The sequence below is a fragment of the Agrobacterium sp. S7/73 genome (assembly GCF_019355535.1).
GTDB lineage: Bacteria > Pseudomonadota > Alphaproteobacteria > Rhizobiales > Rhizobiaceae > Agrobacterium > Agrobacterium tumefaciens.
On sequence record NZ_CP072136.1, the window covers coordinates 2,837,214 to 2,861,612 of the forward strand.

The 24,399-nt window shown below is 58.7% G+C and carries 23 protein-coding genes; 14 read left to right on the top strand and 9 right to left on the bottom strand.

Going from position 1 to position 24,399, the window contains the following annotated elements:
* Window positions 1-10: 10 nt before the first annotated feature.
* Complete coding sequence (locus tag J5276_RS14115) at window positions 11-1,060, bottom strand: Fe(3+) ABC transporter substrate-binding protein (protein ID WP_019564505.1); 1,050 nt, start codon at window positions 1,058-1,060, stop codon at window positions 11-13.
* A gap of 173 nt (window positions 1,061-1,233) precedes the next feature.
* Here J5276_RS14115 and rirA point away from each other — a divergent pair, with 173 nt between their 5' ends.
* The 7 genes from rirA to J5276_RS14150 all read left to right on the top strand — a co-directional run bounded on the left by rirA (window position 1,234) and on the right by J5276_RS14150 (window position 7,495).
* Window positions 1,234-1,704, top strand: a complete 471-nt coding sequence (gene rirA, locus J5276_RS14120) for an iron-responsive transcriptional regulator RirA (RefSeq protein ID WP_003514531.1) — start codon at window positions 1,234-1,236, stop codon at window positions 1,702-1,704.
* 170 nt (window positions 1,705-1,874) lie between these two features.
* Complete coding sequence (locus J5276_RS14125; RefSeq protein ID WP_003514529.1) at window positions 1,875-2,921, top strand: AbrB family transcriptional regulator; 1,047 nt, start codon at window positions 1,875-1,877, stop codon at window positions 2,919-2,921.
* Between the two features lie 141 nt (window positions 2,922-3,062).
* Window positions 3,063-3,974, top strand: coding sequence for an ABC transporter substrate-binding protein (locus J5276_RS14130; RefSeq protein ID WP_013635286.1), 912 nt, complete (start codon window positions 3,063-3,065; stop codon window positions 3,972-3,974).
* Window positions 3,975-4,059: 85 nt separating this feature from the next.
* Window positions 4,060-5,226, top strand: a complete 1,167-nt coding sequence (locus J5276_RS14135; protein ID WP_065703642.1) for an ABC transporter permease — start codon at window positions 4,060-4,062, stop codon at window positions 5,224-5,226.
* Window positions 5,223-6,161, top strand: coding sequence for an ABC transporter ATP-binding protein (locus tag J5276_RS14140; RefSeq protein WP_003514521.1), 939 nt, complete (start codon window positions 5,223-5,225; stop codon window positions 6,159-6,161). Before J5276_RS14135 ends, J5276_RS14140 begins: the two co-directional genes overlap by 4 nt.
* Window positions 6,158-6,898 (top strand): ABC transporter permease, encoded by a 741-nt coding sequence (locus J5276_RS14145; RefSeq protein ID WP_003514520.1) that lies wholly within the window; start codon window positions 6,158-6,160, stop codon window positions 6,896-6,898. Before J5276_RS14140 ends, J5276_RS14145 begins: the two co-directional genes overlap by 4 nt.
* A gap of 108 nt (window positions 6,899-7,006) precedes the next feature.
* The gene (locus tag J5276_RS14150; protein WP_162632898.1) at window positions 7,007-7,495 is read left to right on the top strand and encodes a gluconokinase; all 489 of its coding nucleotides are present in this window, start codon (window positions 7,007-7,009) and stop codon (window positions 7,493-7,495) included.
* On the opposite strand, the gene J5276_RS14155 is transcribed toward J5276_RS14150, so the two are convergent.
* The 7 genes from J5276_RS14155 to J5276_RS14185 form a co-directional block, all read right to left on the bottom strand.
* Window positions 7,492-8,793 (bottom strand): FAD-binding oxidoreductase, encoded by a 1,302-nt coding sequence (locus J5276_RS14155; RefSeq protein ID WP_003514518.1) that lies wholly within the window; start codon window positions 8,791-8,793, stop codon window positions 7,492-7,494. The genes J5276_RS14150 and J5276_RS14155 overlap by 4 nt on opposite strands.
* A gap of 1 nt (window position 8,794) precedes the next feature.
* Window positions 8,795-10,156, bottom strand: a complete 1,362-nt coding sequence (locus J5276_RS14160) for a glutamine synthetase family protein (protein WP_003514517.1) — start codon at window positions 10,154-10,156, stop codon at window positions 8,795-8,797.
* A 235-nt stretch (window positions 10,157-10,391) separates the two neighbouring features.
* Entirely contained in the window at window positions 10,392-11,639 is a 1,248-nt protein-coding gene (locus tag J5276_RS14165) for an FAD-binding oxidoreductase (RefSeq protein ID WP_065661495.1), read from the bottom strand.
* A gap of 102 nt (window positions 11,640-11,741) precedes the next feature.
* Window positions 11,742-13,382, bottom strand: coding sequence for an ABC transporter ATP-binding protein (locus J5276_RS14170; protein ID WP_029658722.1), 1,641 nt, complete (start codon window positions 13,380-13,382; stop codon window positions 11,742-11,744).
* A 5-nt stretch (window positions 13,383-13,387) separates the two neighbouring features.
* Window positions 13,388-14,533 (bottom strand): ABC transporter permease, encoded by a 1,146-nt coding sequence (locus tag J5276_RS14175; RefSeq protein ID WP_003514514.1) that lies wholly within the window; start codon window positions 14,531-14,533, stop codon window positions 13,388-13,390.
* The gene (locus J5276_RS14180; RefSeq protein ID WP_003514512.1) at window positions 14,533-15,627 is read right to left on the bottom strand and encodes a microcin C ABC transporter permease YejB; all 1,095 of its coding nucleotides are present in this window, start codon (window positions 15,625-15,627) and stop codon (window positions 14,533-14,535) included. Before J5276_RS14180 ends, J5276_RS14175 begins: the two co-directional genes overlap by 1 nt.
* Window positions 15,628-15,769: 142 nt before the next feature.
* Window positions 15,770-17,614, bottom strand: a complete 1,845-nt coding sequence (locus J5276_RS14185; RefSeq protein WP_065661496.1) for an extracellular solute-binding protein — start codon at window positions 17,612-17,614, stop codon at window positions 15,770-15,772.
* 206 nt (window positions 17,615-17,820) lie between these two features.
* On the opposite strand from J5276_RS14185, the gene mepA reads away from it, so the two are divergent.
* The 4 genes from mepA to dapB all read left to right on the top strand — a co-directional run bounded on the left by mepA (window position 17,821) and on the right by dapB (window position 21,342).
* Window positions 17,821-18,870 (top strand): penicillin-insensitive murein endopeptidase, encoded by a 1,050-nt coding sequence (gene mepA / locus J5276_RS14190; protein ID WP_065703634.1) that lies wholly within the window; start codon window positions 17,821-17,823, stop codon window positions 18,868-18,870.
* Window positions 18,871-18,971: 101 nt separating this feature from the next.
* The gene (locus tag J5276_RS14195; RefSeq protein ID WP_065703632.1) at window positions 18,972-19,355 is read left to right on the top strand and encodes a methylglyoxal synthase; all 384 of its coding nucleotides are present in this window, start codon (window positions 18,972-18,974) and stop codon (window positions 19,353-19,355) included.
* A 21-nt stretch (window positions 19,356-19,376) separates the two neighbouring features.
* Window positions 19,377-20,399 carry a glucokinase gene (locus J5276_RS14200; RefSeq protein ID WP_065703630.1) on the top strand — a complete coding sequence of 341 codons (1,023 nt, stop codon included), beginning with the start codon at window positions 19,377-19,379 and terminating at the stop codon, window positions 20,397-20,399.
* A gap of 115 nt (window positions 20,400-20,514) precedes the next feature.
* Complete coding sequence (gene dapB, locus J5276_RS14205) at window positions 20,515-21,342, top strand: 4-hydroxy-tetrahydrodipicolinate reductase (protein WP_019564517.1); 828 nt, start codon at window positions 20,515-20,517, stop codon at window positions 21,340-21,342.
* 22 nt (window positions 21,343-21,364) lie between these two features.
* On the opposite strand, the gene phnF is transcribed toward dapB, so the two are convergent.
* Entirely contained in the window at window positions 21,365-22,102 is a 738-nt protein-coding gene (phnF, locus tag J5276_RS14210) for a phosphonate metabolism transcriptional regulator PhnF (RefSeq protein WP_080799808.1), read from the bottom strand.
* A gap of 82 nt (window positions 22,103-22,184) precedes the next feature.
* Here phnF and phnG point away from each other — a divergent pair, with 82 nt between their 5' ends.
* The 3 genes from phnG to J5276_RS14225 are packed head-to-tail and all read left to right on the top strand — an operon-like array spanning window position 22,185 to window position 24,365.
* A complete protein-coding gene (phnG, locus tag J5276_RS14215) occupies window positions 22,185-22,646 on the top strand; it encodes a phosphonate C-P lyase system protein PhnG (protein WP_112154825.1) in 462 nt (153 codons plus the stop codon).
* Window positions 22,646-23,254: a phosphonate C-P lyase system protein PhnH gene (gene phnH, locus J5276_RS14220; protein ID WP_162632888.1), complete on the top strand. Its 609-nt coding sequence runs from the start codon at window positions 22,646-22,648 to the stop codon at window positions 23,252-23,254. The genes phnG and phnH overlap by 1 nt, the downstream gene beginning before the upstream one ends.
* Window position 23,255: 1 nt before the next feature.
* Window positions 23,256-24,365: a carbon-phosphorus lyase complex subunit PhnI gene (locus tag J5276_RS14225; protein WP_112154827.1), complete on the top strand. Its 1,110-nt coding sequence runs from the start codon at window positions 23,256-23,258 to the stop codon at window positions 24,363-24,365.
* Window positions 24,366-24,399 lie beyond the last annotated feature (34 nt).

Below are 24,399 nucleotides of genomic sequence, written 5' to 3' on the forward strand. Positions count from 1 at the left end.
GTTAACGGCGTCAATTGGTCGGGCCGTCGTTGAAACCCACTTCGTCCACCAGCTCGGATGCCTGTTTGCGGTGGGCGGCAATATCCGTCAGTGGCAGCTTGTCCGGATTGATGGGGCCGAAGCCCTTCACGACATCGGAAGGCTCCGCGCCGGGCAGCACCGGGTATTCGAAGACCTGCTTGGCATAGATTTCCTGCGCCTCGCGCGATGCCAAGAATTCCATCAGCTTCAGCGCATTGTCCTTGTTGGGTGCGTATTTGGTCAGCGCCATGCCGGAAATATTCACATGCGTTCCGCGATCTCCCGCATTGGGAAAGATCACCCGCACCGATCCCGCCCAGACCTTTTCCTCCGGCTCGCGGTCGTTGGTCAGCATCAGGCCGACATAATAGGTATTGCCGAGCGCGATATCGCATTCGCCGGAAAAGATCGATTTGGCCTGGCTGCGGTCTGTTCCATCAGGCTTGCGGGCAAGATTGTTCTTAAGGCCGGTCAGCCATGTCCGGGTATAATCGACGCCATGATGGGCGATCATCGAGGCGATCAGCGCGATATTGTAGGAATGCTGGCCGTCGCGAATGCAGATCTTGCCCTTCCATTTCGGATCGGCAAGCTCTTCATAGGTGATGTCTTTCTGGGTGACCCGCTCCTTCGAGGCATATACCACGCGGCCACGCGTCGTCAGGCCGAACCATTCGCCTTGCGGATCGCGCAGATTGGCCGGGATATCCTTTTCAATGACGGGATCGTTCAGCACCGGCTGTGTGACACCGCCTTCTTTTGCCTCGACAAGCCGGGCGATATCGACCGTCAACAGCACGTCGGCCGGCGAATTGACGCCTTCTGCCTGAATGCGCTCCACCAGACCCTTGTCGAGGAAGAGAACGTTGGCCTCTATGCCCGTTTCTTTCGTAAAGGCATCGAGCAGCGGCTGGATCAACTCGGGCTGCCGGTAGGAATAGACGTTCACCTCGCCGTCCGCAAAAGCAGCGGGCGCGGCCCAAAGGATCGTCAGACCCGAAAAAACGGCAGCGGAAAAACACGATTTCAAGCTTGCCATTAAGAATGCCTCCATTACATTCAGATTCTTGACTTGTTTGTTCATGAATCATCAAAGCGGTCAACAACGCTGTCCGAGAAATATCGGATGGCTGCCAGTTTTTTCAGTTTCTGGAATTGTTCTAAACTGAAAAAGAGACTATATAACTCCACATTGAGAGTTAGGAGACCAGCATGCGTTTGACCAAACAGACCAACTATGCCGTTCGCATGTTGATGTATTGCGCCGCAAATGAAGGCAAGTTGAGCCGCATTCCGGAGATCGCCAGGGCTTATGGCGTATCTGAGCTGTTCCTTTTCAAAATTCTGCAGCCGCTCAACAAGGCCGGTCTGGTGGAAACCGTGCGCGGCCGTAACGGCGGCGTGCGTCTTGGCAAACCCGCTGAGAAAATCAGCCTGTTTGACGTGGTGAAGGTGACCGAAGACAGTTTTGCCATGGCGGAATGTTTCGAGGACGGTGCTGTCGAATGTCCGCTTGTAGATAGCTGCGGCCTCAACTCGGCGCTTCGCAAGGCGCTCAATGCCTTCTTCGATGTGCTGGCGGAATATTCCATCGACGATCTCGTCAAGGCGCGGCCGCAGATCAACTTCCTGCTCGGCATCGACACGGAAATGCCGAAGATCGCCGCCTTGCCGGCCGCCTGATCATCCCATTGCCCAAGCAACAATTGCGCTAGCCCGTGTCCGCCGGTCACCGGCTTTTCTTTTATAGAATACTTCGGAAATGCAATATTTTTGGTCGAGCGTGTTGACGCCAGGAGACGAAGCGGCGCATTTGGTCGCGAGCTTTTTTGAAGCAATCAGCCAGCGTCGCAATGATCATCAAGCCTGAATTCCATACATTTGCACTTACCGCGCTCGTCGGCAGCATGGGTGCGCTGCTTGCCAGTCTCCTTAACGTTCCAGCGCCGTTTCTGTCCGGTCCGGCGCTCGCCGTGACGATTACGGGACTGGCGGGCGTGAAGCTTGGGATTCCCGCCTTCATCCGCAATGCCTGTTTCGTTGTGGTCGGCATTTCGATGGGAACGAGCGTAACGCCGTCGGTGATCGATGCCGCGAAGACATGGCCACTGAGCTTCGTCATCGTGCTCGTTGCAGTCGTCATCATGCTGTATGTCGCCTATTGGATCCTGCATTACGGCTTCGGATACGACAGGACGACGGCGATGCTGGGCGCTTCGCCCGGGCACCTCAGCTATATCATCAGCCTCGGCGCCGAGACGAAAAGCGACCTTGCGACCGTCAGCATCGTGCAAAGCGTGAGGGTGCTGGCGCTGACGCTTTCCGTGCCGCTGATTGTTGAATATTTCGATCTCGTCAGCACGGAACCGCTCATCGCCAATCCACCGATGGGCCTGTTCACACTGGCCCTGACCATTGGCGCGTCGCTTGCGATGGGATGGCTGTTCCTTCGCTGGAGATTTCCCGCAGCCCTGCTGCTGGGCGGCGTCGCCGTTTCCATCGGCACTCATATTACCGGCCTTACCGAGGGCGGTGTTCCGAGCTGGCTCAGCCTGCCGGTCTATGTGCTGATCGGCTGTCTCATCGGCACGCGCTTTTCGAATGTGTCGCTGATGGATGTGCGAAAAGGCTTTCTGGCAGGTTTCGTCGTCACCATCGCCGTGATGGTGATCGCCGGAAGTATCGCCTGGATGATTTCCAACATTACAGGCGTTCCGCTCAATGCGGTGATGATCGCCTATTCGCCGGGCGGTCTTGAAACCATGGCGGCGATGGCCGTGATGATGCATGCCGATACCGCCTATGTCGGGTCACATCACGTCTTACGGCTCCTGTTCCTGTCGGTTCTCATGCCGCTCGTCATGGGCAAGGATGCACGCAAGCGGGACGGCGAAATCTAAGCCGGGCCAGCGCCCTCGCCATTCAGGTAAAAAACGCCAATGGCGTTGCAACCATTTGTTCCTCTGGCCGTTCATGTTTCTCCGCAATTGCGGCGGCGATTTTTCGCGTGTTCGACAGGCTGACCCACCGGAGGACTATTCATGAACCGCTTGATGATGTTGACAGGCGCCGGATTTGCGCTTGCCCTTTCTGTTTCCTTCGCTCAGGCGCAGGTGGTGGTGTCGTCTAAAATCGACACGGAGGGCGGCGTTCTCGGCAACATCATCCTTGCCGTGCTGAACAAGAACAATATCGAGACGACGGATCGCATCCAGCTTGGCGCTACCCCGGTCGTCAGAAAAGCGATCACTGCTGGCGAGATCGACATTTATCCGGAATACACAGGCAACGCCGCCTTCTTCTTCTCCAAGGCGGACGACCCGCTCTGGAAAGATGCCGCCAAGGCTTATCAGGAAGCCAAGACACTCGACTATGACGCCAACAAGATCGTCTGGCTGACACCATCGCCCGCAAACAACACCTGGGCGATCGCGCTGCGCAAGGATGTTGCCGACAAGAACAATCTGAAGACGCTTTCGGATTTCGGCAAATACATTGCCGGTGGCGGTGAGGTGGTTCTTGCCGCCTCCTCGGAATTCGTCAATTCCGCAGCCGCCCTGCCGGCATTTCAGACAACCTACGGCTTTACCATGAAGCCGGATCAGCTGATCACGCTTTCCGGTGGCGACACGGCTGCCACTATCGCTGCCGCCGCAAATCAGACGAACAATGCCAATGCGGCCATGGTCTATGGCACCGATGGTGGCATAGCGCCGTCCGGTCTTGTCGTGCTTGAGGACGACAAGCATGTGCAACCCGTCTACCAGCCCGCGCCGATCATTCGCGAGGAAGTTCTGAAAAAGAACCCCAATATCGAGACATTGCTGAAACCTGTTTTCGAAAAGCTGGATCTGGCAACCTTGCAGGAGCTGAACGCCCGCGTGCAGGTGGGGGGCGAACAGGCCAAGGCAGTTGCGACCGACTTCCTGACAAAGAACGGTTTCCTCAAGTAATTTCCAGAGAACCGTTGGGGCGGGATATCGGAAACGATGTGAGGTTCACCATCCCGTCCGAACCTATGACCCGGGGGAGCGGAATTTGACGAAATGGCCTGACAAGGTAGGCGTGCTGATTTCGTGCCTGCTTCTCTACGCGCTTGCAGCGGCCCCCTTCATGACATTCCGAGCTAACCGGATCATTCAGGGTGAAACGCGGACGATCTTCGAGGCGCTTCCGGTTGCTGCTGCTACCCTCCTCGTCGCCATCATTATTGTCGCCGCCTTCATCGCCTTTTTCCGGTTTCCGGCGCACCTGAAACTCGCCGCTGCGCTGGTCGGTCTCGCGGCACTGGCGATCTTCGTCGGGCAGGCGGCGTCTGCGCTGACACCTGAGGGCAACAGTTTTGCCCGCGTTTCGCCCGCCAGCGGTTTCTGGTTGATGTTTGCAGGGCTTGCATTGCTTGCCGCCGATTGCATTGCACGTCTCCAGCCGAAACCCACTTTGCGGATTTTGCTGTTGCTGGTGGCAACCGGGACGCTTGCGGCGGTACTGACAAGCGGCCTCTGGGACGATCTCTCCATCATCAAGGAATATACCGGCCGGGCAGATATCTTCTGGACCGAAGCACTGCGGCATGTGGAACTTGCCATCGGGTCGCTGGTTGCAGCCACCCTCGCCGGTATCCCGCTCGGCATTCTCTGTTACAAGGTCGAGCGTTTGCGCTCCGGTCTACTGAACGCTCTCAATATCGTCCAGACCATTCCCTCCATCGCGCTTTTCGGCCTTTTGATCGCGCCACTCGGATGGATGGCAGCCAATGTGCCGGGTGCGGCGAAGATCGGCATCGCCGGCATCGGCATGGCGCCGGCCTTCGTGGCGCTATTTCTCTATTCGCTGCTGCCCGTTGTCTCCAATACGGTGGTCGGCCTGTCCGGCGTTTCGCAGGCAGTGCGGGAAGCCGCGCGCGGGCTTGGCATGACGCCACTGCAAAGGCTGCTGCGGGTGGAGTTTCCGCTCGCCATGCCCGTCATCCTCACCGGCATCCGTATCGTACTGGTGCAGAATATCGGTCTTGCGACCATCGCAGCTCTGATCGGCGGCGGTGGATTTGGCGTTTTCGTGTTTCAGGGCATAGGGCAGACCGCGATGGACCTCGTACTGCTCGGCACCGTGCCGACCGTTCTGCTCGGCTTCGCCGCCGCGATTACGCTCGACGCCCTTATCGACAGCAATCTCTTCAGCGCAGGCGGAAGGCAAAAGGCATGATCGAGATCGACACCATCACGAAACGATATGGCGATACGGTCGTGGTCGACCAGGTCTCCCTGACTGTGGCGCCGCGCACCGTCACCGTCATCGTCGGCACTTCCGGGTCGGGAAAAACCACACTGCTGCGCATGATAAACCGGCTGGTGGAGCCGACCTCCGGCACTATCCGCATCGACGGAGACGATGTGAGCACCATGCCCGGCTACAAGCTGCGCCGTCAGATCGGCTACGCCATTCAGGGCCATGGGTTGTTTCCGCATCGCACCGTGGCGGAGAATATCGCGACGGTTCCGCAGCTCATCGGCTGGGACCGCAAGCGCATCGATGCGAAAATCGACGCGCTGATGCAGCTCTTCCAGCTGGATCCGGCGCTTTATGCCAACCGCTTTCCGCATGAGCTTTCAGGCGGCCAGCAACAGCGTGTCGGCGTGGCGCGCGCGCTTGCAGCAGAACCGAACATTCTCCTGATGGACGAACCTTTCGGTGCACTGGACCCGGTTATCCGCGCCAAGGCCCAGAACGATCTTCTCGATATCCAGAAGAAGCTCGGTGTGACCATCGTTCTTGTCACGCATGATATGGACGAGGCCTTTCACCTGGCGGATCGTATTGCCGTCATGGACAAGGGCCGTATCGTTCAGGACTGCCCGCCGGCCGAGCTGGTGCTGAAACCGGCAACGAATTTCGTCCGCACCATGATCGGCGAAAACGAGCGCGCCCTGAAACTGCTATCCGTCCTGTCGGTTGCAGACGTCGTGGAGCCGGGAAGCGCTGAAGGCGAACCTTTGAATGAACATACCAGCCAGCGCGACGCCCTGTCTGCAATGTTGTGGGCGGGCTGCGATACCTTGCCGGTGCTGAAAGACGATGGCAAACCCGCAGGTATCGTGCGGCGCGATGTTCTGCTCCAGCGGGCTGCCGGAACCCCATGAAAAATGCCGCTTCGTTTTTCGCCCCCGGGCTTCTGGTGCTGGCGCTGATGGCCTTTCTCGCGGCGCCGCAGGTTTTCGCACCGATATTCCGCCCTCTTGTGCAGACCAACGCGCCGGCGATCTACACGCAGGCCAATCTGCTTTCCCTGACACTGTCGCATCTGACCATTGTCGCAATCGCAACGGGGCTGGCCACGCTGGTGGCGGGAGCCCTTGCGGTTCTCGTCACCCGCCCTTTCGGCGCGGATTTTCTGCCGCTATCGCGCAGCATCGTCAATATCGGCCAGACCTTTCCGCCGGTGGCGGTGCTGGCGCTTGCCGTGCCGATGATCGGCTTTGGCGAGAAACCGACGCTCATCGCGCTGTTTCTCTATGCGCTTTTACCGGTTTTCGAAAATACGCTGACAGGGCTGACCACGCTGCCGCCAACCGTCATGGATGCCGCAAAGGGCGCCGGCATGACCGGCTGGCAACGGCTCGTCAAGGTGGAGCTGCCACTTGCCCTTCCGGCGATCCTCGCAGGCATCAGGCTTTCGGCGGTGATCAGCCTTTCAACAGCAACCATCGGTTCCACCGTCGCGGCCCGCACGCTCGGAGAGGTGATTATCGCCGGCCTGCAATCCAACAATCTCGCCTTCATCCTTCAGGGCGGATTGATCGTCGCTGTGCTGGCAATCCTGATCCACGCCAGCTTTTCTGCACTGGAAAAAGCAGCGGCCCGCAAAACCGGGCACTGACAAATGCAAGCTCCTCATTTTTATGTTCACGACATCCGCCGCGCATGTTAGGGGCGGACCGTCGAAACAGAAACATTCGAGGTTCGGGTGACAAAGGCAATCGTCGTGATGGGAGTGAGCGGCTCTGGCAAGTCCACGGTCGCAGAGGAACTGGCGGAAAAACTGGGCATTGCCTTTATTGAGGGCGACAAGCTTCACCCGAAATCCAATGTCGACAAAATGTCAGAGGGCATTCCGCTGACCGACGAAGATCGCTGGCCCTGGCTCGATCTGATTGGCGCAGAACTGCGCAAGGGAAACGAAAATAGCGGTGTCGTCGTTTCCTGCTCGGCGCTGAAGAAAATCTATCGCGACCGCCTTCGCGAGGCTACCGGTGGCCCGCTCGCTTTCGTCTATCTGGACGGCAGCCTGGAACTTCTCAGCAGGCGTATGGGCGAACGCAAGGGCCACTTCATGCCGCTCTCGCTGCTCCAGACCCAGCTTGCCACGCTGGAAGTGCCGACCGGCGAACCCGGCGTCGTAACCGTCAGCATCGACGCCACGCCGGAGGAAATTACCGCAAACGCACTTTCGGGCCTGAAAGCGGTGATTTTTTAAAATCCGAGCCTGTCGCGCAGGCCGTACCACCATGCACCAAGCACGGTCAGCGGCACGCGGAACGTCTTACCGCCCGGGAACGGATAATTCGGCAGGGAACTCCAGACATCGAAACGCTCTGCGTGGCCTGCAACGGCCTCGCCCAATATCTTGCCGAGCAGATGCGTGGTGGTGACACCGTGGCCGCTGTCGCCATGCGAAAAATAGACATTGTCCGACAGTTTGCCCATATGCGGGATGCGCGTCAGCGTCAGCGCGAAATTGCCGCTCCAGGCAAAATCGATCTTCGTTTTTTCCAGTTGCGGGAAAGTCTTCAGCATATTCGGACGGATCACCCCGGTCAGATCCGCCGGATCGCTGCCGCCATAACCGATACCACCGCCATAAAGCAGGCGGTTGTCGGAGGTGCGGCGATAATAATCGAGAATATAATTGGCATCCTCGACGCAATAATTGGCTGGCAGGAGTTGCTCGATCAGATCGGCATCAAGCGGCTCTGTCGCCATGACCTGGCTTGAGACCGGCATCATCCGGTCGCCGATTTCCGGCAGCAGCTTGCCGAGATAGGCATTGCCGCAGACGAGAACATATTTCGCCTTCACGCTGCCCGTCGCCGTGCGCACGACAGGGTTTACGCCCTGCTCCAGCGAAATGACCCTCGAATTTTCGAATATGCGCGCACCGAGACTTTCGGCCGCCGCGGCTTCCCCCTGCACCAGATTGAGCGGATGGATGTGGCCGCCGAAACGGTCGATCATGCCGCCGGCATAACGATCGGTCCGCACGTATTTTCCGACATCGGCTTTGGAGACCATCTCAAGCCCGCCATGGCCATGTTTTTCCCAATGGGCCTTGTGGGCCTCCATCTCGCGAATCTGTTTCGTCGTAAAGGCCGCAAAGAAACCGCCATCGACGAGATCGCAATCGATAGCGTATTTCGAAATGCGGCTGCGGATGATCTCCCCGCCTTCCAGCGACATTTCGCCGAGTTTCACCGCCTTGTCGTGGCCGTAACGACTGGCGATTGTTTCGAGGTCGCGGCTATAGCCATTGACGATCTGGCCGCCATTGCGCCCCGAGGCGCCGAAGCCGACCCGCACGCCTTCCAGCACGATAACGGAATAGCCGCGTTCGGAAAGTTCGAGTGCTGCGGAAATACCGGTAAACCCGCCACCGATGACGCAGACATCCGCTTCCATTGCGCCTTCAAGCGTTGGCCGCACGGATTTGACATTGGCGGAGGCCGCATACCAGGAGGATGTGTGGCCGGGATTGGGAATAGTCGTCACCTCAGCCATCTCACACCGTCCTGATATAGGCGTCATATTCGACGTCGGTTACACGCAGGGAAAATTCGGAAAGTTCCTGCTGTTTGCAGGCAGAAAACAGCGTGCGATAACGCTGGCCAAGCGTCGCATAGGCGAAACTCGAACGCGTGAAACGCTGCAATGCATAATCCCAGTTGGTGGGCAAAGGTTCGTGATTGATGGCGTGGCTGTCGCCGGAAATCGCGCCGCCCGGCTGGCGTTTTTCCTTCATGCCGGCAAGGGCAGCACTCAGGATCATCGCCACAACAAGATAGGGATTGGTATCGGCACCGGCGACACGATGTTCGATGCGGGTTGCGGCCTTGCTGGCAGTGATAACGCGCACCGCCGCCGAGCGGTTGTCTATGCCCCAGGAGGCATAGGTGGGCGCATGTTCGCTGGGCGTCAGGCGGCGATAGGAATTGGCATGGGGAGCGAAGATCGCCATGCTCTCCCCCATGTTTTCCAGAAGGCCGCCGACGGAATGCATCAGCGCGTCCGATGGGCCGTTTTCGCCGGCGTAGATATTCCTGCCGTCACTATCGAGAACAGAAAAATGCACATGCATGCCATTGCCGGCCTGTAACCCGTACGGCTTCGCCATGAAGGTGGCGTCGAGATCGTGCCGCCGCGCCACACCCTTGACGATACGTTTCAGGAAAACAGCGAAATCGGCGGCCCGCAACGCGTCCGGCACATGATTGAGGTTGATTTCATATTGGCCGGGGCCGTTCTCCCGCAGCGTCGTGTCGGCAAGAACACCCTGCGCCCTGCATGCGGTTGCGATATCATGGAAGACATCCTCGAAATCCTGCAATTCGGAAATCGACAGAACCTGTGTCTGGCCCGTGTGCCACCGGCCTTCGCGGCTGTGCGGCGGACGCACCGGATCGAGCGCAGAGCGAACCGGGTCGATCAGGTAAAATTCAAGTTCGGTCGCCACGACCGGCGTGAGGCCGGCCTTTTTGTAGGCTTCCAGCACCCTTGCCAGAACATTGCGCGGATCGCCATAAAACCCGGTTCCATCAGGATTTTTCATCGCGAGCAGGACTTGCGCGGTCGGCCGGCCGAGCCATGTCACCCGAGACAGCGTGCCGGGAACAGGAAAGCAGAACCCGTCCGGATCGCCCGTCCCTTCGGCGAGGCCTGCGGCATGCACATCGCGGCCCCAGATATCCAGCGCATAGACCGAGCGTGGGATCGCCATTCCCTTTTCAAGGACATCGATCGCCCTTTCGCGCGGAATCCATTTGCCGCGCGGCACGCCATTTGCATCTATGACGAAGGCTTCGAGAATTTCGATATCGGGGTTATCGTCGAAAAATTTCTTTGCTTTTTCAATATCATCCATCATGCACCAGCAGGCTGTTTCTCTTCTGTTTCGCGCGCAGAAGCGCTTCGCTAACGAAAATCGTCCTGCTGTTGATAGATGAGAAACCTCGCCGTCATGATGACGCTTGCCCCTTTTCCCTTTTTATAAGCTCATGTTACGTGGCCCGCCGCGGGAAGGCCAGCGGATTCGGCCATCAGAGCGGGATGGCGAAAAGTGTACACGGTTTTCGCCAGAGATGATTTCAGTTCATCAGGATCTAGGGATTGAACCTTTCGGGTCGATAGGCATCGATGGCGATGACCGGCGTTTCTCCCAGCATGGTTTCCGCCAGCACACGGCCAGTGATGGGCCCGAGTGTCAGGCCGTGATGGGCGTGACCGAACGAGAACCACAATGTCCTGTGGCGCGGCGCCTTGCCGATGATCGGCATCATATCCGGTGTGCAGGGACGCGCGCCCATCCAGGGTTCCGCATCCAGCCTGCCGCCCAGAGGAAAGACGGTGCGGGCGACCCGTTCCGCCCGCTCGATCTGCACGGGAGATTTCGGCGCATCGCGTTCGGCAAATTCCGCGCCGGTCGTCAGGCGGATGCCTTTGCGCATTGGCGCGAGGAAATAACCGCGCTCGGCGTCGATCAACCAGTTGTTGAGCTTGGTGCCCTCCTGCGGCGCATAGTGCATGTGATAGCCGCGTTTCACACCGAGCGGAAAGCGGTAACCGAGCCGTTCCGTCACCGTATCCGCCCAGGGGCCTAGTGCGACAACGGCATGTTCAGCCTCCACCGCCCCGGTTTCGGTGCGTACCGTCCAACCACTTGTCGTCTGGCTGAGCGTGGATGCATCACCCCGGACAAAGGTTCCGCCAAGGCTCTCGAACAGTTTGACATAGGCGAGCGTCAGCGCATGTGGATCGCGCACCGACCATGGATCGTTCCATTTCAAACCGCCGACGAAATCCCGGCTGAGATGCGGCTCCGCCGCGGCGAGTTCCGCCCCATCGAGTTTCGTGTGGGAGATGCCGTGGTCGCGCGCCAGACGTTCGGCGAAAGCAAAGTCTGCATCCCGCCTTTCGGCGGTCCTGTAGGCCTCCATCCAACCGTTTTTCACGATTAGATCGCCAGCCTTGGCTTCATCGATCAGGATGCTGTGTTCGGAGACCGAGTGCTCGATCAGCGGCGCGTAGGCGCGGGCAATTGCTGCGTGGCGCGTGGCTGCGGAATTATACCAGTAGCGGCCAAGAAAAGGCGCGATCCTGGGCAGGGCCGAGAGATGATAACGGGCATCGATGCTGTTGTTCAGGGAATAGCGGAGAAGCCGGCTAACTTCCTGCGGGAAGGCGTAGGGAACGACACCCTCTCTCTGGATCAGTCCGGCATTGCCGAAGGAGGTTTCCTCACCCGGTCCCCGCCGGTCCACCAGCACCACCGATTTGCCCCTGCGGGCCAGTTGCAAAGCGACGGAGACCCCGATGATCCCCGCCCCCAAAACGATCACATCCGCTGCCATGGCATTCAATCCGTTTGCGTATCTCGTCCCCTCAACATGGGTCGGCATTTTGCGCAAAGCAACAGAAAAATCATCGTCTTAATAGAAAGAGCAATGCGCCTGCTACTGGCTCACCGCTTTAGTTTCGACTGCCTCGATATTGAAAGCAGCAGCCAGCAGGGCCTTGGTATATTCCTGTTGCGGATCGGCGAATATCTCCGCTGCCGGGCCGCTCTCCACCACCTTGCCGTTGCGCATGACGATTACGTCGTTGGCAAGCGCTTTAACTACCTTCAGGTCATGACTGATGAAGAGATAGGCGAGTTCGTGGCGGGCCTGAAGATCGCGCAAGAGATCGACCACCTGTGCCTGCACGCTCATGTCGAGCGCCGATGTGGGCTCGTCCAACATGACGAAGCGGGGTTTCAACACCATGGCGCGGGCAATGGCGATACGCTGACGCTGGCCACCGGAAAATTCATGCGGATAGCGCCAGCGCGTCGCCGGGTCGAGCCCGACTTCTTCCAGCGCCTGGGCGACACGGGTATCCCGCTCATCGGCGGAAAGCTGTCGCTCGTGCACCTTCAGACCCTCGGCAACGATTTCGCCCACCGACATGCGTGGGCTGAGCGAACCATAAGGATCCTGAAACACCACCTGAAGCCGATTTCTGAGCGGCTTCATCATTTCATAGGAATAGCTGTCGATCGACTGACCGATGAAACTGATACGCCCCTCAGACGCTATAAGACGCGATAGGGCGAGACCAAGTGTCGTTTTGCCGGAGCCGGATTCGCCCACGACGCCAACCGTCTGTCCTGCGCGCAGGGTAATATCGATACCGTCAACCGCCTTCACGTGGTCGACCACCTTGCGCATCAGCCCCGCCTTGATCGGGAACCAGACTTTTATGTCGTCGCCCTGCATGACGACAGGTTTGCTGGCATCGGAAAGCGGCGGCTCGCCCTTGGGTTCGGCAGCCAGAAGATGGCGGGTATAGGCATGCTGCGGATCGGTAAACACCTGCTCAACCGTGCCGGTCTCGACGATCTTTCCCTTGGTCATCACGCAGACACGATCGGCAAACTTACGGACAATGCCGAGATCGTGGGTGATGAACAGCATGGACATGCCGTGCCGGTTTTTGAGGTCGCTCAGCAGTTCAAGGATCTGCGCCTGAACGGTTACATCGAGTGCGGTCGTGGGTTCATCTGCGATCAGCAGTTTCGGCCGGTTGGCAAGCGCCATGGCGATCATCACGCGCTGCCGCTGGCCGCCGGACAATTCATGCGGATAGGCCTTCAGGCGCTTTTCCGGCTCGCGGATGCCCACCTGCAATAACAGTTCCAGCGTGCGCGCCCGCGCTTCAGCGCCGGTGATTGCCTGATGCAGCTCCAGAATCTCGCCGATCTGCCGCTCGATGGTGTGGAGCGGGTTGAGCGAGGTCATCGGCTCCTGGAAAATCATGGTGATGTCGTTGCCGCGAACAGCGCGCAACGCGCGTTCCGGCAGGGTCAGCATATCCTTGCCGTCGAACAGGATTTTGCCTGAAGGATGGCTCGCCGCCGGATAGGGCAGCAATTTGAGAATGGAGTTCGCCGTGACCGATTTTCCGGAGCCGGATTCCCCGACTAGGGCGACAACTTCGCCCGGCATCAGGTCGAAGGAGACATGATCTACGGCGACGCTGGTCGCTCCACCCTGATGAAAGGCAACGGAGAGATCACGGACGGAGAGAAGCGGCTGCGTCTTTGTTTCCATCATGGCGATCACCGGAACGTCTTGCGTGGGTCGAAGGCGTCTCGCACCGCCTCGCCGACGAAGATCAGCAGCGACAGCATGATGGACATGGTGAAGAAGGCGGTGAGGCCAAGCCAGGGCGCCTGAAGATTGTTCTTGCCCTGCGCGATCATCTCGCCCAGCGATGGCGATCCCGGCGGCATGCCGAAGCCGAGGAAATCGAGCGAGGTCAAAGTGGTGATCGAGCCGGAGAGGATGAACGGCAGGAAGGTCAGTGTTGCCACCATGGCGTTTGGCAGAAGATGCCGGAACATGATTGTCCAGTTGCCGACGCCAAGGGCGCGGGCGGCGCGGACATATTCGAAGTTTCTGGCACGCAGGAATTCCGCGCGCACGATGCCGACGAAGCCGACCCATGAAAACAGCAACATGATGCCAAGCAGCACGAAGAAACCCGGCGGCAGAATAGCCGCGATGATCAGCAGGATGTAAAGCACTGGCATCGATGACCAGATTTCAATGAAACGCTGCAACAGCAGGTCCGTCCAGCCGCCGAAATAACCCTGGATGGCGCCGGCAGTCACCCCAACGAGGGCGGATGCGATCGTCAGCGTCAGGCCGAAAAGCACGGAAATACGGAAGCCATAGATCATCCGCGCCGTGACGTCGCGCGCTTGATTGTCGGTTCCAAGCCAATTGAGATTGCCGAGCGTACAGCCGGGATCGGCATTACCCTGCGGATAGGCCGAGCAGCGGTCCTTTTCATCCATCAGCCAGAAGGGTGCTGTGGGGGCGGAATGCGGAATGTTGGAATTGACCGTCTGATAGGAATAGCGGATCGGCGGCCAGATCATCCAGCCATTGGCGTTGATCTCGTCCTGAATGAAGGAGGATTTGTAGTCAGTCTGGGCAAGGAACCCGCCAAACTTTTCCTCCGGATAATCGACCATGACCGGCACCAGAAATTCGCCCTTGTAGGAAGCGAAAATGGGTTTGTCATTGGCGATGAATTCCGCAATCAGGCTCAGGAAAAACAGGATCAGGAACAGCCAGAAGGACCAGTAACCGCGCCGGTTTGCCTTGAAATTCTGCCAGCGGCGCTTGGTGGTTGGTGAAAACCACGGGCGCTTCGGCTTTACCAATGTTTCCGTTGCGGCGGTATGGGCAAGCGTCATCACACGTCCCTCCGCTCGAAATCGATTCGCGGATCGATCCATGTGTAGATAAGGTCGGATAGGAGGCTGACCACGAGGCCCATCAGCGAAAAGATGAAGAGCGTGCCGAACACGATCGGGTAGTCGCGATTGACGACCGAGAGATAACCGAGGCGGCCTAGGCCATCCAGCGAGAAGATATTCTCGATCAGCAGCGAACCGGTGAAGAATGCCGAGATGAAGGCGCCCGGAAAACCGGCGATCACGATCAGCATCGCATTGCGGAAGACGTGGCCATAAAGAACCTTGCGTTCGCTGAGCCCCTTGGCGCGGGCGGTCACGACATATTGCTTCTTGATCTCGTCAATGAAGGAATTTTTCGTCAGAAGCGTCGTCGTCGCGAAAGCCGAAAGCGATAGCGCGATCAGCGGCAGGGTCAGGTGCCAGAAATAGTCGATGATCTTCTGCCACCAGTTCAGCTGGTCAAAATTGTCCGATACCAGACCGCGCAGCGGGAACCAGTCGAAGAACGATCCGCCGGCGAAAAGCACGATGAGAAGAATGCCGAACAGGAAGCTTGGAACGGCATAACCGATGATGATGATGCCTGATGTCCAGATATCAAAGGTCGAGCCGTCGGAAACGGCTTTCTTGATGCCGAGTGGAATGGAGATCATGTAGGAGATGATCAGGATCCAGAAGCCGAGCGACATCGAGACCGGCAGCTTGTCGATGATGAGATCGATGACCGAGGAATTGCGGAAGAAGCTGTCGCCGAAATCGAAGCGTATGTAATTCCACATCATTTCGAGAAAACGGGTGAGCGGCGGCTTGTCGAAACCGAACTGTTTCTCAAGCTTGGCGATCAGCTCCGGATCAAGGCCCTGCGCACCGCGATATTTCGAGCCGCTTTCATCGAAACCGCCGGACTGGCCCATAAGATCGCCGCCGCCGGAGAGGCGGTCGGAGGCGCTGTCGCCCTGCCCAGTCAGTTGCGCGACGACCTGTTCCACCGGCCCGCCCGGCGCGAACTGGATGACAAGAAACGAAATGCCCATAATGCCGATAATGGTCGGGATCATCAGCGCCAGACGTCTGAGAATATAGGCGCCCATCAGCCTTTGCTCCCGGCTGATACGTCAGCGGTTTTCGTTTCTGTCAAACCCGGTCCTTTCCTGAAAGCGCTGCCTTGCGCGATCCAAGCGATTCGTCTCGCCCTATGTGAATCAAGCCTTCGGCGCGAAAGCAAGCGCGGCGTCAGTTTGCGGCCTGGCTGGACCACCATGCTTCCGGAAAACCGATGCCATATTGCGGCAGGTTTTCCGGACGGATGAGCGTGTTCCAGTAAGCGATGAACATCTCGCCGCGATAAAATTGCGGTATGACGTAGCTGTTTGCCAGAAGCACCCGGTCAAGCGCCCGCGCGGCGGCCACCTGCTCATCCCGGTTGGGCGCAAATATGACCTTCCTGACCAAAGCGTCGACGGCAGGGTTCTTGATGCCGGCGAGATTGTTGGAGCCCTGCCGGTCGGCCGCCGCCGAACCCCAGAAATCCGCCTGTTCGTTTCCGGGATTTGCCGACGTCGCCCAGAGCTTGACCGCAACGTCGAAATCGAAGCTGCGGGTACGGTTGGTATATTGCGAGGCATCGACGGTGCGGATGGTCGCATTGACGCCGATCTTCTTCAGGTTCTGGACATAGGGCAGGATAGTTCTTTCCATGCCGGAGGAATCGATCAGAAACTCCATATCCAGCGGCTGCCCGCTCGCCGCGTTGACCATGCGGTTGCCGCGAAGCTCATAACCGGCCTCCTTCATCAGCTTGACCGCCTCGCGCAGATTGTCACGCTGTTTGGCGGGTTCACCGGCGACGGGATTGCTATATTCGGTGGTGAAGACCTCCGGCGGCACCTGATCCTTCAACTCCTGAAGAATTTCGAGTTCACGACCGGTCGGCAGGCCGGAAGAGGCGAGCTCGCTGCCCATGAAAAAGCTGTTGATGCGCTGAAACTGACCGTAAGCCAGCGTCCTGTTCAGCTCTTCGAAATCGAAAGCATAGTTAAGCGCCTTGCGCAGTTTCGGGTTCTGGAACTTCTCCCGCCGCATGTTCGGCACGAAGGCCTGCATGATGCCGACGGCGCGATAGATGTTCGGCAATTCCTCCTTTGTGACGCGGCCTTCCTTGACGGCCGGAAAATCATAACCAGTGACCCAGCGGCTGGAAGAAGCCTCCTGCCGGAAATCGACTGTGCCTGATTTGAAAGCCTGGAACTCGACGTCCTGATCGGCAAAGAAGGTATAGGTGATTGTTTTGAAATTGTGCTGGCCGACATTCACATTGATGTCCTTGCCCCAATAGTCGTCACGTCGCTCATAGGTCATCGTCGATCCGGGAGACAGCGACGCTATTTTATAGGGGCCAGAACCCATCACCGGCTCCAGCGTGCCACGCGATATGTCGCGCGGCTTGCCATCCGGACCAACGCCCTCCCACCAGTGTTTGGGAACAATCAGCAACTGCCCGACGATCTGCGGCAATTCGCGATTGTTCTTTTCATCGAAGGTAAAGGTGATGTCCCTTTCACCCGTCACCTCTGCCTTGGTGACATGGGTGTAATAGGTCGCAAGCTGCGGGCTGAGATCTTTGGCTTTTTCAAAACTGAAGACGACATCTTCCGGCGTCACCGGCTTGCCGTCGGCCCATTTCGCTTCTGCACGCAGCCGGAAGGTGGCTTTGGAGATATCGTCGGGATAGCTCACACCCTCGGCCAGGAGACCGTAGGAGGCCGAGAGTTCCTCTTCCGTCGATTTCATAAGAGTGTCGAAAACCAGCGAAAGACCTGTGGCCGCCTCACCCTTGGCGAGCAGCGGATTGAGCGTGTCGAAGGTTCCCGATGTCGACAGGCGTAGTGTGCCGCCTTTCGGCGCCTTGGTGTTCACATAGTCAAAATGATCAAAACCATCGGGATGCTTCAATTCACCGACCGTCGAGATTCCCTTTCGCCACACATCCGCAGACTGTGCGGAGGCGGCCGCCGGCATCAGCATGGCGGAGGCCGCAAGAGCGACGAGGAGCCGGGATTTCAACGGTGCCAATTTCATTCGGGACGTTCCCTGTTTTCGTGTTTGTTGAAGAGAGCATAAAACAAACATTGGCAAAAAACAGATGCTCCGGCTCACAAGCTCTTTATTGAGGCCTTTATTCGCATGCCTTGGTGCAGGCGGCTTGAAACATGGTTTCAACAAAATCCCGATCCAGTTTATCCTGAGGGGCGAGAGAATCATTTAGTCGGAACGGGCACGAATATATGACGGCGGGATCATCCAGAATTTTCAAGGCGGCCATGCTGGCGATTTCGGTCGTTTCGGCGCTCCAGTTGCAGACGCAAATCGCATCGGCCGAGGACAGGCCCGCGAAAGAAGTATTCGGCCACATCGACCTGCCATCTGCGAATAGCTCCCAGCCGATCGGCTCCTATGCAAAGGGATGTCAGTCCGGCGCCATCGCCATGCCCGCAGATGGCCCGACGTGGCAAGCCATGCGCCTTTCCCGCAATCGCAACTGGGGCCAACCGCAGCTGATTTCCTTCCTCGAGCGGTTTTCGCAGGATGCACAGAAAATCGGCTGGCCGGGCCTGTTGCTCGGAGATATCTCACAGCCGCGCGGTGGACCGATGCTGACAGGCCATGCCTCGCACCAGATCGGCCTCGATGTCGATGTGTGGTGGCGGCCCATGCCGAACCCAAGGCTGACGGTGCAGCAGCGCGAGACGCTGCCTTTCATTTCCATGCTTGATAAGTCCAAGTTCCTGACGGTCGATGACCGCAAATGGTCGCCGCTCAATGCACGGCTGGTAATGATGGCAGCGAGCTATCCGCAGGTGGAGCGGGTCTTCGTTAACCCGGCAATCAAGCAGAAACTCTGCCAGACATGGACCGGCGACCGCACCTTCATGGGCAAGATCAGGCCAATCTACGGTCACGACGAACATTTCCACATCCGGCTGGAATGCCCGCCTGGCGCGCCCAACTGCAAACCTCAGGCCGAAGTTGGCAAAGGTGACGGTTGCGACAAGTCGCTGGCCTGGTGGTTCACCAAGGAACCATGGGCGCCGCCGAAAAAAGACCCCAATGCCAAGCCTGTGAAACCCCGTCAGGTCATGGTCTCCGATCTGCCCGCAGCCTGTGCCGCCGTGGCCGCCGCCCCATCCGCCAATACGGAAGGTTTTGCTGCCCAGGCATATTCCCCGGCCCAGGCCGTGCGCCAGCAAGGCGTGGAACAGATCATCCAGAACGCTCCGGCCATTCAGCCACCTGCGGATATTCCGCTTCCGACCCAGCGCCCGACATTGAACTGAAACAGAAATGCGGCATTAAACAGCTTCCCTTTTCAAATGGGGACAAGCTGTTATAGAAGGCTTCAAATCGATTTAATTCTTTATGGGAACAGGCTGGGGACATGGCAGGACAACGCTGTATCGCACTCATCGCTCACGACGAGAAAAAAGACGATATGGCGGATTTTGCGCGTCATCACCAAAAGGTGCTTTCCGGCTTCAAGATCGTCGCCACCGGCACCACCGGCGGGCGCGTTCAGGAAGCCTGCCCCGACCTCAGCGTCATTCGCCTCAAAAGCGGCCCGCTTGGCGGTGACCAGCAGATCGGTGCGATGATCGCCACCGGTGAGGTCGATATGCTTATCTTCTTCACCGACCCGCTGACGGCGATGCCGCATGATGTGGATGTGAAGGCGCTGACGCGGCTTGCCACGGTTTACGACATTCCCATGGCGCTCAATCGCGCCACCGCAGAAAACCTGATCGACTTCAACCTCGCCAAATGACGCGCCAACATGGAACAGGTAATGCCGAAGACGTCCGATACCGAATATCTTTCCTTTCCGATCCTTCTTGGCGACATCGGCGGCACCAATGCCCGCTTTTCCATTCTGATCGATTCCTTTGCGGAACCGGTGCACCTCACCACCGTGAAAACAGCGGAATATCCGACAATTGACGACGCCATCCAGCAGGCGGTTCTGGACAAGACCTCGCTTCAGCCCGTGTCGACCATCCTTGCGATCGCCGGCCCCATCGAAGGCGACGAAATTCCGCTGACCAACTGCCATTGGGTTGTGAAGCCGAAAGATATGCTGGCCAAACTCGGCCTGAAAGACGTCATCGTCATCAACGATTTCGAGGCGCAGGCACTGGCTATTGCCGCGCTCGACGACGACAACCGCGATTCTATCGGCTCCGGCAAAAAAGACATGCTGGCATCGCGCGTCGTTCTCGGACCAGGCACGGGCCTTGGCGTTGCCGGTCTGGTTTACGCCCGGCATATGTGGTTTCCAGTGCCCGGCGAAGGCGGCCACATCGATATCGGCCCCAGAAGCGCGCGTGACTATGCGGTCTTTCCGCATATCGAGACCATCGAGGGCCGTGTCGCCGGCGAACAGATCCTTTGCGGGCGCGGGCTGGTCAATCTTTACCGGGCCATCTGCACCGCCGATGGCATCGAGCCGATCTTTTCCGATCCGGCCGACATAACCTCGCAGGGGCTTTCGGGCCAGAACCCGCAGGCGAAAGAGACGCTTTCGCTTTTCAGCACCTATCTCGGCCGTGTGGCGGGTGACCTTGCCCTGATCTTCATGGCCAAGGGCGGTGTCTATCTCGCAGGTGGCATTTCGCAGAAAATCGTTCCGGCGCTGAAAAGCCCTGAATTCCGGGCGGCGTTCGAAGACAAGGCGCCGCACAGTGCCCTGATGCGCAGCATTCCCACCTTCGTCGTTACGCATCCACAGGCGGCCCTTTCCGGTCTCGCCACCTACGCGCGCACCCCTTCGGATTTCGGCCTTTCACTCGACGGGCGGCGCTGGAGAGCCTGATCTGCGCTTGGGACAGGCTTGCGAAGCGGGCGGGCGGTCATTAACGTCGGTGAGGTATGGGTCAGTCAATTGAATGGCGACCTTGAACGGCAGGACGTGAAAAGTGAGTGAAGGCATGAGCGGCAGCGATATGAAACTGGTGGTGGTTGGTGCGGCGGGCCGCATGGGACAGGCGCTGATCCGCCTTATTCACCAGACACCGGGTGTAACGCTGCATGCCGCCGTGGCGCGCGAAGGGTCTGCTTTTGTTGGCCGCGATGCCGGCGAGATTGCCGGTCTCGGACCAATCGGCATCGAGATCACCAGCGATCCCTTGCAGGCATTCCTGCATGCGGAAGGGGTGATCGACTTCACCTCGCCTGCAACCAGCGTCACTTTCGCCGGTCTCGCCGCGCAGGCCCGCATCGTGCACGTCATTGGCACCACCGGTTGCTCACTGGGCGACGAGGAAAAATTCAAGGCAGCGTCACGCCATGCCCGCATCGTCAAATCGGGCAATATGAGCCTCGGCGTCAATCTGCTCAGCGTTTTGACGCAGCAGGCCGCCAAGGCACTGGATGCGCAGAACTGGGATATCGAAATCCTGGAAATGCACCACAAACACAAGGTGGACGCGCCCTCCGGAACAGCGCTGCTGCTCGGCGAAGCGGCGGCAGCGGGCCGTAAGGTCGATCTCGCCACCTCCTCCGTTCGTGTGCGTGACGGGCATACGGGTGCGCGCGAAGCGGGCACAATCGGTTTTGCGACGCTGCGCGGCGGCTCGGTGATCGGCGAACATTCGGTGATCTTCGCTGGCGAGGGAGAGCGCGTCGAGCTTTCCCACTACGCCGGGGACCGCTCCATCTTCGCACGCGGCGCGATTGCGGCGGCGGTCTGGGCCTTCGACAAGAAGCCGGGCTTCTATTCGATGCTGGATGTTCTCGGCCTTTCGCAGGCAGAATAACGCTTCAGTCTATGTCTGCGCCTTAATTTTCCACGGTAAACTCAACCGTATCGGCCGAGAACCGGCTGATGGCATATTGCACGGGAATGCCGTCCATATCCGCGTTCAGCGCCTGAGTGACGAGCAGTATTGCGCCCGGCGACAATTCGAGATCGGCCAGATCCTGCGTATCAGCGTGGCTCGCGGAAATGACGGTAGAGATGCGCACATAATCCGCGACGCCCAGCATTTCGAAGGCGGCGGTGATCGACCCACTTTTTTGATAGGCTTCCCCTATCCCTGAAAAACGGTCCGCCGGAAACCACGTGGTCGAGCGGGAAACCGGCCGGCTGTCGGCCTTTCGCAGGGTTTCCAGACGCACAAGCGGTGCACCCGGCTGTAATTGCAGCCGTGCCGCCAAGTCGGCATTTGCCGGCTCGGTGGTGTGGGAAAGAAGCAGCGCCTGCATATCCTTCACCTGATCGCTGATACCGGCCGTGAACCGTGTGCGCAGTGAAATCGGAAAGCTCAGTCGTTCCTTGCGCGCAATCATCGTGCCGCGCCCCTGCCTCGCCTCGAGAATGCCTTCGCTTGCCAGCGCGGCAATGGCGCTCCTGACGGTATGGCGGTTGACACCGAATTTTTCGGCCAGCGTCATTTCTGGCGGCAACATGCCGGTTGCGTCGTGATCGCCCGCTGCGATCTCGCCCCTGATCCTGTCGGCGATCTGTCGCCAGAGCGCCACGCCGTTCTTTCTTTTCATCGCTGCCGAAGGGCTCATGTCACACGCTTGTCATTCATCGACGTTAATTGTAACTTATATTGTATAGTTGTCTATATCAATAGACATTAGAGGTCAAGCGATGAATAACGAAGATGCGAATTCACATGCGGAAAGGAAACGGGTGGCAGCACTTCTTGCCCGCGCCACCGTTCAGGAACTTGAGGCCGTCTGGAGCCGGCAGGATGCCAGCCCGCAGACGGAAAACGTGCGGGGGCCTGAAACCGGCCTCGTGATGGTCAAGGGCCGTATCGGCGGCGGCGGTGCGCCCTTTAATCTGGGCGAAACCACCGTGACCCGGGCAACCGTGAAGCTCGCATCCGGCACCGTCGGCCATGCGCATGTGCTCGGCACCGGTCGCAAGAAGGCCTGGTACGCTGCGGTTTTCGATGCGCTCTGGCAGGAAAACCCGACACGCGGCTTCATCGAGACCGAGCTTCTTTCACCGGTCGAAAAAAGACTGGCCGAGGAGAAAGACCGGAAAACGAAAGAAACAGCCGCAACTCGTGTGGATTTCTTCACCATGGTTCGAGGAGAGGATTGATGGGCGTGAAAGCGGAAGCATTGACGGGCGGTTTTTCCGACGCCGTTTTCGATTCACAGCGAATCTTCAAGAAGCTCATGGACGGCATGGCCCGGCCAGGCACAGCGCAAACCACTGAAACAACAGTTGCCCCGCCGCTGCCGCTTGGCGCGGCCAGCGGCGCCGTTCTTCTTGCACTTTGCGACCATGACACGCCGGTCTGGCTGAGCGGCACGCTACGCAAAACCACGGTGCCGGGATGGATCGGATTTCACACCGGGGCGGTTACAACAGAGGAAAAAAGCGCGGCGCATTTCGCCGTCATTGAGGCGGGAAGCGCAATTGCCTCCTTCGGTCTCTTTGCCCAGGGCAGTCAGGAATACCCCGACCGTTCCACGACGGTCATCATCGAATTGCCCGATCTTGACGGCGGACGGGAACTGTTGCTGTCCGGCCCCGGCATCCGCCATATCAACATCATTAGCCCATCCGGCCTGCCGGACATATTCCCGAGGCTATGGGCGGAAAACAACGCCATCTTCCCGCGCGGCATCGACATCATCCTGACGGCTGGCGACAAATTCGTCTGCCTGCCACGCACGACGCGCATTCAACCCGTGGAGGCATAAGATGTATGTTGCTGTCAAAGGCGGGGAAACCGCCATCGCCAACGCCCACCGGCTTCTGGCCGACAAGCGGCGCGGAGACCGCGACCTGCCCGCCATGACGGTGACGCAGATCGTTTCGCAGCTTTCGCTCGCCGTTGACCGGGTCATGGCGGAGGCTTCGCTTTACGACCAGTCGCTGGCCGCCCTTGCCGTCAAGCAGTCTCGCGGCGACATGATAGAAGCGATTTTCCTGCTGCGCGCCTACCGCACGACCCTGCCCCGTTTCGGCTACTCTGTTCCCGTGGATACTGCGAAGATGACGGTCCAACGGCGCGTTTCGGCGACCTACAAGGATTTGCCGGGCGGGCAATTGCTGGGACCGACCTTCGATTACACCCACCGCCTGCTCGATCCCTCGCTGCTGGAGAACGGAGCTGTCGAGATCCCTGCCATCCGTGAGGGCGAGACAGAATACGTCATGCGCGTATCCGACATTCTCGCCGAAGAAGGCTTGATCGAAAGTGACGGCGACATGCCGGATGACCACGTTGCCGGCGATCTGACACGCGAACCAATAGAGTTTCCGATGGCGCGCGACCTGCGCCTGCAATCGCTTGCACGCGGCGACGAGGGCTTTCTTCTGGCGCTCGCCTATTCGACGCAGCGCGGTTACGGACGCACACACCCGTTCGTCGGTGAAATCCGCATCGGCGAGGTGGAGGTCGAACTGGATGTGCCGGAGCTCGGTTTTGCTGTCTCGCTCGGCGACATCAAGGTCACCGAATGTCAGATGGTCAACCAGTTCAAGGGTTCTGCCAAGGCACCTCCGCAATTCACCCGCGGTTACGGTCTGGTGTTCGGCCAGAGCGAGCGCAAGGCGATGGCCATGTCACTGGTCGACCGTGCGCTACGCGCCGCTGAATTCGGTGAGGATGTGGTTGCCCCGGCGCAGGACGAGGAATTCGTCATCTCGCACGCCGACAATGTGCAGGCGACGGGCTTTGTCGAACATCTGAAATTGCCGCACTACGTGGATTTTCAGGCCGAACTGGGCTTGGTGCGCAAAATGCGCGCCGATTTCGACGCGACCGACACCGATGCCGGGGAATGGATGAGCGATGCCGCCGAATAAATCAGCGACTGTGCTGCTCGCCGAACCAATAGGC